This is a genomic window from Belliella aquatica (assembly GCF_014637795.1).
In the GTDB taxonomy this organism is placed as follows: domain Bacteria; phylum Bacteroidota; class Bacteroidia; order Cytophagales; family Cyclobacteriaceae; genus Belliella; species Belliella aquatica.
Genome location: NZ_BMFD01000004.1, coordinates 232,885 through 241,048 on the forward strand (window position 1 = coordinate 232,885; position 8,164 = coordinate 241,048).

The window sequence follows — 8,164 nt, forward strand, 5'->3', positions numbered from 1 at the left end:
CCCGCAATGCTGCGGGACAAGTCGTACATGGCTAATAATGATTTAGCCCCGTCGGGGCTACTATCCCTGACTAGTTTTATTTCAAAGACATTCTTCATTTTTTAACTCTTAATAAATCCTTCCTCCTTCCTGCTTTCTTTCCCCCTGCTCCCTAGTACCAGCGTAGTAGCAGTCTAGTATCAACGTTAGGGTAACGTAGGGGATACGTAGACCCCGTGACTAGACCCCGTAATTTCAATTCTTTAAAAAAGAATATTAAACCCTTCATTTAATACAATTTCAACCCGATTTTTATATTTACACTTCACCTTCTCTCATAATTCCTGGTTTCTTTAAGGACGGTCCTAGTTGAGGCTGGTTTTAAGGAAATTGTGGAAACCGTTAAGAAAATGGGTTAGCTCGCGAAGCTTGCAGCGAGATCCACCCATTTTTAGGTTGGAACAATTGACTTAAAATTAAATTGGGTCAATAACTGAAATTATCAAAACATCCGTTATCCCAATTTAAAAGCATCAGCTCAGGCCTAGATTTTTTGTTACTTTTTCATCAATGGAAAAAGTAAGAGAAAGAAATGTTAAATGCTTCAATACTTTTCTCTCACTAAAAAAAATACCTCTTCTTCCTTTCTTAATTTACGCATCCCCCTATCGTCCCGAGAGAAACTTACATTTCTAATACAGCCACAGCCGGGACTCCCAGTTACATGTCCACATTCCTTTACCATGCACGGCGGCGCACAACGGCCCTAGTGACTATAAATCTATCAGTAGCGCCTTGTACATGGCTAATAATGATTTAGCCCCGTCGGGGCTACTATCCCTGACTAGTTTTATTTCAAAGACATTCTTCATTTTTTAACTCTTAATAAATCCTTCCTCCTTCCTGCTTTCTTTCCCCCTGCTCCCTAGTACCAGCGTAGTAGCAGTCTAGTATCAACGTTAGGGTAACGTAGGGGATACGTAGACCCCGTGATTAGACCCCGTAATTTCAATTCTAAAAATAATACTATTTGCATCTTGGTAAAATTAAAAAATATCTCTTTATATGGTTTTAGGAGTGACCATCTAGCCCTAATCTTGTTTAAAGGAAAACCTTTCAATTTCACCCAAACCGTATGATGCGGGTGGGAATGTTGGGGGACCGGGCGTGCGGTGGCCTTTTGCGGGTTGAAGGATTTCCCCAACTTGATTTTTTTGTTACTTTTTTGATCAAAGCCTGTCCCGATTATTTCGGGGCAAAAAAGTAAGAGAATATAATATATGCATCTCAAAACAGATTCTCTCACTAATCAAAATCAACCTTCTTCCTTTCTTAATTTACGCATCCTCCTATCGTCCCGAGAGAAACTTACATTTCTAATACAGCCACAGCCGGGACTCCCAGTTACATGTCCATATTCCTTTACCATGCACGGCGGCGCACAACGGCCCTAGTGACTATAAATCTATCAGTAGCGCCTTGTACATGGCTAATAATGATTTAGCCCCGTCGGGACTACTATCCCTGACTAGATTCTCCTCTAAGTCTAGATCGCATCCACACTCCCATATTTTTTCCAATTCAACATTTTAAATTCGACATTCAGCGTTCGACATTTTTCATCCTTCATCCTTTCTTGCCCGCCGTGGCGGGAACCTTTTCCCTTTTTCTCCCTTCAAATCTCCTCTGTGCAACCCTGCCTGCAGCAGGCAGGTCGGTGATTCCTCCGTGCTACTCGGTGACTCCTCCGCGCCACTCCGTGTAACAAAAAATTTTTGATCCCCTTTCACCTCCTCAAAATCAACCCTTCACCCTTCTAATTTTACAAGAACCCTATCGTCCCAAAAGACACTTATATTTCTAATACAGCCACAGCTGGGACAACCCGTCACGTATACACGTTCCCTTACCCTGCCCACGGCGAATCACGCATCTATTGACAATGATTTGTGTGGAGAAAACCTCAAAATAATTTTCCAGATAACTTGAATAGCATAGAATCAAAGCATATATTGCGCTCAAAAAATACAATAAATGACTAAAAGCGCTTATTTTTCAAGTGATGCGCCCATAATTCTCGGGAAAGTAAAGCCATGTATAGGTTGGTCTGTTGGTTATGCAGCAATAATTGAAACACTAGGGCTTCAGGTTCCTATTCCATTAAAAACAGTCATGGTGGCTGAAAAAAATCAGCAAATGGAAACAGATGATTTCAAGGTTCTGCCAAACAGGTACTTGCCTCAAGATGACCCTAGCCTCTCAAAAGAAAAAGCCCTTTATAATCATTTGGTATTTGCTTTAAAATATGAGGGGGTAAACCTGTTGTTTTTTGCCAAACTTTACTTTTTTCTTAAGCCTGAGGAAATTCTAAAATTGGTGTTGACAGAACCATCTGGCCAATATTCTAGGCGTATATGGTTTTTATTAGAATGGACCACGGGGCAGGTGATTGCAGGTAAAGAGGATCTTTCGAAAAAAAGTTATGTAAAGGTTATTGATGACAGATTACAGTATGCTGTAACAGGAATTAAATCTCCTAGGCATATGGTCATCAATAATCTGCCAGGGACTTCCCAATTCTGTCCACTGATCCAAAAATCTGCTAAACTGGAAGCTCATATTGCGTCCAATTATATAGGGATGCATAGGGAACTAGTTAGAGGTTTCAGAAAAGATATCATTCAACGTACATCCGCATTTTTACTTTTGAAGGATTCAAAAGCTTCTTTTACGATTGAGGGGGAAAGCCCAAAAAGCAAAAGAGCTTCTAGATGGGGGAATGCTATAGGTCAGGCAGGACAGTACGAACTCAGCAAAGAGGAGTTTATCCGTTTACAGCAGCTTGTGATTGAGAATACCCGTTTTATTGATATGGGTTTAAGGAAAAAAGGAGGCTTCGTAGGAGAACACGATCGGTATTCGGGAGAGCCTATTCCTGAGCATATTTCTGCCAGAGAGAAAGACTTGGAGATACTGATAGAAGGATTGGTAGAAACAAGCCGTCTTTTGATAGCAGAAAAATTCAACCCTGTATTGGCTGCCGCAGCAATTGCATTTGGATTTGTATTTATTCATCCCTTCGAAGATGGAAATGGCAGGATACACCGTTATTTGATTCACCATATACTTGCTAAAAAGAAGTTTTCTGATCAGGGAATTATATTTCCAGTATCGTCTTCTATTTTAGACCATATCGATGATTATAGAAAGGTTTTGGAGACCTACTCCAGACCTCTTTTAGACTTTGTCGATTGGAAACAAACGAGTGATCATAACGTGCAAGTCACCAATGAAACTTTAGACTACTATCGTTTTTTTGATGCGACTCCTCAAGCTGAATTTTTATTTGATTGTGTGAAAGAGACGATCGAAAAAATAATCCCAAACGAAATTAATTTTCTTGCAAATTATGACCTATTTAAACACTATTTGGAGGAGGAATTTGAAATGCCTGATAAATTGATCTCAATGATAGTTCGGTTTCTAGAACAAAACAATGGAGTCCTTTCAAAGCGTGCCAAAGCAAAGGAGTTTAAGGAATTGACTGATTCAGAGGTAAAAGCCATTGAAACCCAATACAAGTCTATTTTTAACTCTCAAGCTGAACTGGGAGAAATTTAAAATTGGGGAAATCTGTAAACTGTACCATGTACGAAGTACAAGGTACCAAGAAAAGCTTCTCCTGACTTGATGACTATTTTATTTATTACGGAATCCGATTCTAGGAGAAGAGCAGGGTTAAATGTTAAGCGATTAACTATGTTTAATCGTTTAACTCCTCCAAGTCTAGACCGCATCCACACCCCCATATTTTTTCCAATTCAACATTTTAAATTCGACATTCAGCGTTCATTATTTTTTTTATCCTTCCTCCCTTCGCCTTCTTGCTTTATAAACCCTCTGTGCAACTCGGTGACTCCTCCGCGCCACTCCGTGTAACAAAAGATTTTTGAACCCCTTTCACCTCCTCAAAATCAACACTCTACCTTCTAAATTTACTCATCCCCCTATCGTCCCGAGAGACACTTATATTTCTAATACAGCCACAGCCGGGACTCTGGGTCACGTGTGCGCACTCTTTACCCTGCATTGCGGCGCATAACGGCCGTAGTGACTATAAATATTTTCCTAGCGCCTTATACAGGGCTAATAATGATTTAGCTCCGCTGGAGCTACTTTCCTTGACTAGATTTTCGAGAGTAGTTTTATTTAATGTAAGTTGTCTTGATTACTGATATAATTACTGACTCCAGGCTTCTAAAAGGACAGCCTTTGCTAGGGCTAGATTAAAATATATTAACCGTCAATTCCCCTCAAACCGTCTGATGCGGGTGGGACGACGGAGATCCGGGCCGGCGCTGGCCTTGAGCGTTGATAGGATATCTCCGTCTTGATTTTTTTGTTACTTTTTTGATCAAGCAAAAAAGTAAGAGAAAACAATATATTCATCTCAAAACAGATTCTCTCACTACTCAAAATCAACCCTTCATCCTTTCTAAATTCACTAATCCTCCTATCGTCCCGAAAGACACTTAATATTTCTAAAAATAACCACCGCCGGGACTCTGGGTTACGTGTGCACATTCCCTTACCATGCACGGCGGCGCATATCGAATGTTGTGACTATAAATGATTATTAGCGCCTTGTACATGGCTAAGAGGCATATAGCTCCGATGGAGCTACTTTCCTTGACTATTTCTAGTTCAATATTTTAAATTCGACATTCAGTGTTCATCATTTTTTTATCCTACATCACTATGCCTTCATCCTTTCTGTAACTCCTAGCTTCTCAAAGGACGGCCCTTGGTCTTTTAAGTTAATTGTGGAAACCGTTAAGAAAATGGGTTAGCTCGCGAAGCTTGCAGCGAGATCCACTGATTTTTAGGCTAACAACTAGCTTAAAATTAAAATAGGTATAGATTTAATACACGCACCAAAACAACAATCTCAAATTGAAATCAAAAATTAAAGCCTTTCTTCCAACTCCCTGATAATTCTATCCTTTAACACAATAATCCGCTCCTTTTCATCCAATTGACCTTCTAGAGCAGAGATGACTTGCTTTAGGGAATCTACTATTTCTAAATGCTGTTCACGTGGCAAAAAGCCGTGAACAGGTTCGCCCGCTCTTAAAAAGGGTTCTTCAGATTTTTGTTGATTAGACGTCAAAAGCATATTTCCCTCACCCCTTAATAACCAAACAGGATTAACATTTGGATAATGTGAAGCAAAAAGTTCAATCCATTTAGCCTGTATGTCCTTGTCTTTGCCTATAGCCTTAGAAATTGTCCCATTTCCAGCACCTATTTTTTGTTCAATTTTTCGGATACTCAGCTTTTGATTGCTAGCAAATTCGCCAATTCTGTCAATAATCCCCGACATAATAAATAATTATCTAATTAAATTTGTGTATATAGACAATAATCTATATATTTATTCATCCCAAAATAAATATAGACAATTCAATACAATACACTGCAAAACAAAAATCAAAACTTTATTAAACAGAAGGTTTTCCACTAAACGATCATTAATATGTGTCCACCAGTTTTTATATTCAACAATCAATATGTGAACCCCAATGTGAACCACCAAGGCAATGAAAAGATTGAAGAAGTTAAAGAATTATTAAGAAAAGTACTTCGTAAATGGGCTGAGAACCATGCAAGAATCTTTGAAGTCCTCGAAGAAGAATGGCTAGATGAAGAAGCTCAACTAGAAGAGTTACTCAGATTGAAATATGAAGCAGAGAAACTTCATGTTTTACTTAATAATGAAATGAAGCCTTAATAAAGCAAACCCTTTTTGATATGAAAGAAGAACTCTCAAATCACATAAAAATCGAAAATGATTTTTTGGATAAATTCGATAGAATAGACATCGAAAATTTTCTGTGGAAGATGCTCAAAGCTTATGCACACTCTCCTGAAGAAAACAGAACCTACAAAGAAATTGCAGATATCTTCTATTTTTATGAAAACCTTCTACCATACCTTCTTTCAAAATTTGATATTGAAAATCACAACACAATGAAATAGAGGACTTCGTCAAAGGTCGCACTATCCCTTACTTTAGTGTTACTTTGATGTAGCTTTGATACTACTTTGGTACGGCTTTGCTATGGGTAGGAGATAAGTAGATTGAAAGTAGGTTTCAACGGGACTGATAAATCATTAAATTATCTTTCATATGTTCATGCTCCTAAGCCTCTTTCCTTTGAAATGTAAACTTATCAAGTCCCCCAGTTTGACTTCTTGTCGGCTATTAAGATTTTGACTCCTTTACAGTCGGAACCTTTTTTTAATTGATTGTATCCAAATTTGAATTCCCAAAATCTAGAATTCGATTCATTAGAATAATTAGAATACTCATTTCAGAGTTTATCTGTATTTCATTTGACATTTTTTATAATTATTACCATATAAAAATAATACAATTTAATATAAAATAATCATATTTTTATCTTAAAATACCCCAATTTCTACCGTCTTCCTCCCGACCGTCTCCCGACCGTGTCCCGTATGCCTCCCGACCATTCGCCGACTTTTGGCGAAAAACCAAGAAAACATATAATTATTCCAAGAATATAATTTTTCAAAGACAACATTTTGACAATCAGTACAATTCCTTTCTCTCAGTATAGATTGCATTGAAACTTCATCAACATCACCATTCTTAATTCCTTCTAAATTCGATATTCATCATGTTACTTTCTAATTTTTCATTTACTTCATCCCTTCGCCTTTCCCTTTCTAAAATAACTAATCCCTCTATCGTCTCTGATTGGTTCAAGTCTTCTGACTTGGACCTGAATGTAATAGCGTCATAGACGCTTCCTTTTCCTTTCTGATTTTACTAATCCCCCTATCGTCCCAAAAGACACTAACATTTCTAAAAACATCCACCGCCGGGACTCTGGGCTACGTGTGCACCCTTCTTTACCCCGCATTGCGGCGCATAGCTGTAGGAGTGACTAAAAGTGTTATACAAGCGCCTTCCCGTAATTCTACGGGACAAGTCGTACATGCTTGCCTCCCTTTAGGGAGGGCTAATAATGATTTAGCCCCCTTTGGGGCTACTATCCCTGACTAGATTCTCCTCTAAGTCTAGATCGCATCCAAACCCCCATATTTTTTCCAATTCAACATTCAGTGTTCGATATTTTTCATCCTTCATCCTTCCGAATTCATCCTTCAAATCCCCTCTGTGCATCCCTACCTAAAGCAGTCATCTCGGTATAACAAAAGATTTTTGATCTCTTCCTCCAAATGGGGTAGAGGCTACTTATTTGTAGAGCATGAATCCTGAAAGAATTTAATACCGAAGGTTATTAACCGCGGGTAGCAACCCGTGGTTAGGAAGAAAATGGGATATTCTCCACCAACCCTGAAAGGGTTGAATTTAATGCTGATTGGTTCAACCCCTCTGATTCTGATTGGTTCAAGTCTTCTGACTTGGACTTAAATGTAATAGACTCATAGACGCTTCCTTTCCCTTTCTAAATTTACTCATCCTCCTATCGTCCCGAGAGACACTTATATTTCTAATACAGCCATAGCTGGGACTCCCGGTCACGTGTGCACATTCCTTTACCATGCACGGCGGCGCATATCGAATGTTGTGACTACAAATCATATATTAGCGCCTAGTACATGCCTGCCTCCCTTTGGGAGGGCTATAAGGTATACAGCCCCCCTGCCTGAGCCTGCCCCGAAGTATTTCGGGGGGCTATTTTCCCTGACTAGTACATTTTTCACCTCATTTTCCAAATTTCAACTGTCATACTTCAACTCTTCGTGTCAATCATTAGCGCTTCAGCGCCAGAAATTAATAACCCCATAAATTAATTTCAATTCATCAGTTCCTAACCCTCTTCCAAATTCCTTTAATCCTAATTCGTTCAATTCGCTTAATTTTTACCTGCAGTAGGCAGGCGTGGTCATCCTTTATCCAATTCAACATTCAGCGTTCGACATTTTTCCCCTTCTCCTTCATCCTTCATCTTTTCCCACCTTTCTCCTTTCTTGCCCGCCGTGGCGGGAACCTTTTCCCTTTTTTTCTCCCTTCAAATATGCTCCGTGATCCTCTGTGCCTCCTCTGTACCACTCGGTGTAATAAAAAAACTTTGCTCTTTCCTCCTTTATCCTTTAACCTTCATCCTTTCTTTTTCTGCCTTCATCCCTT

Annotated in this window: 4 protein-coding genes; 3 read left to right on the forward strand and 1 reads right to left on the reverse strand. The window is 39.1% G+C overall.

Translation table 11 applies throughout. The features are described from left to right. The first annotated feature begins 2,013 nt into the window (after positions 1-2,013). Positions 2,014-3,600, forward strand: coding sequence for a Fic family protein (locus IEV57_RS07705; RefSeq protein ID WP_188441340.1), 1,587 nt, complete (start codon positions 2,014-2,016; stop codon positions 3,598-3,600). Positions 3,601-4,945: 1,345 nt separating this feature from the next. Here IEV57_RS07705 and IEV57_RS07710 read toward each other — a convergent pair. Further along, positions 4,946-5,362 carry a hypothetical protein gene (locus IEV57_RS07710; RefSeq protein WP_188441342.1) on the reverse strand — a complete coding sequence of 139 codons (417 nt, stop codon included), beginning with the start codon at positions 5,360-5,362 and terminating at the stop codon, positions 4,946-4,948. Positions 5,363-5,515: 153 nt separating this feature from the next. Here IEV57_RS07710 and IEV57_RS07715 point away from each other — a divergent pair, with 153 nt between their 5' ends. Together IEV57_RS07715 and IEV57_RS07720 are read left to right on the forward strand one after the other, a co-directional pair. Further along, positions 5,516-5,770: a hypothetical protein gene (locus tag IEV57_RS07715; protein WP_188441344.1), complete on the forward strand. Its 255-nt coding sequence runs from the start codon at positions 5,516-5,518 to the stop codon at positions 5,768-5,770. A 20-nt stretch (positions 5,771-5,790) separates the two neighbouring features. Then, positions 5,791-6,018, forward strand: a complete 228-nt coding sequence (locus IEV57_RS07720; protein WP_188441346.1) for a hypothetical protein — start codon at positions 5,791-5,793, stop codon at positions 6,016-6,018. Positions 6,019-8,164 lie beyond the last annotated feature (2,146 nt).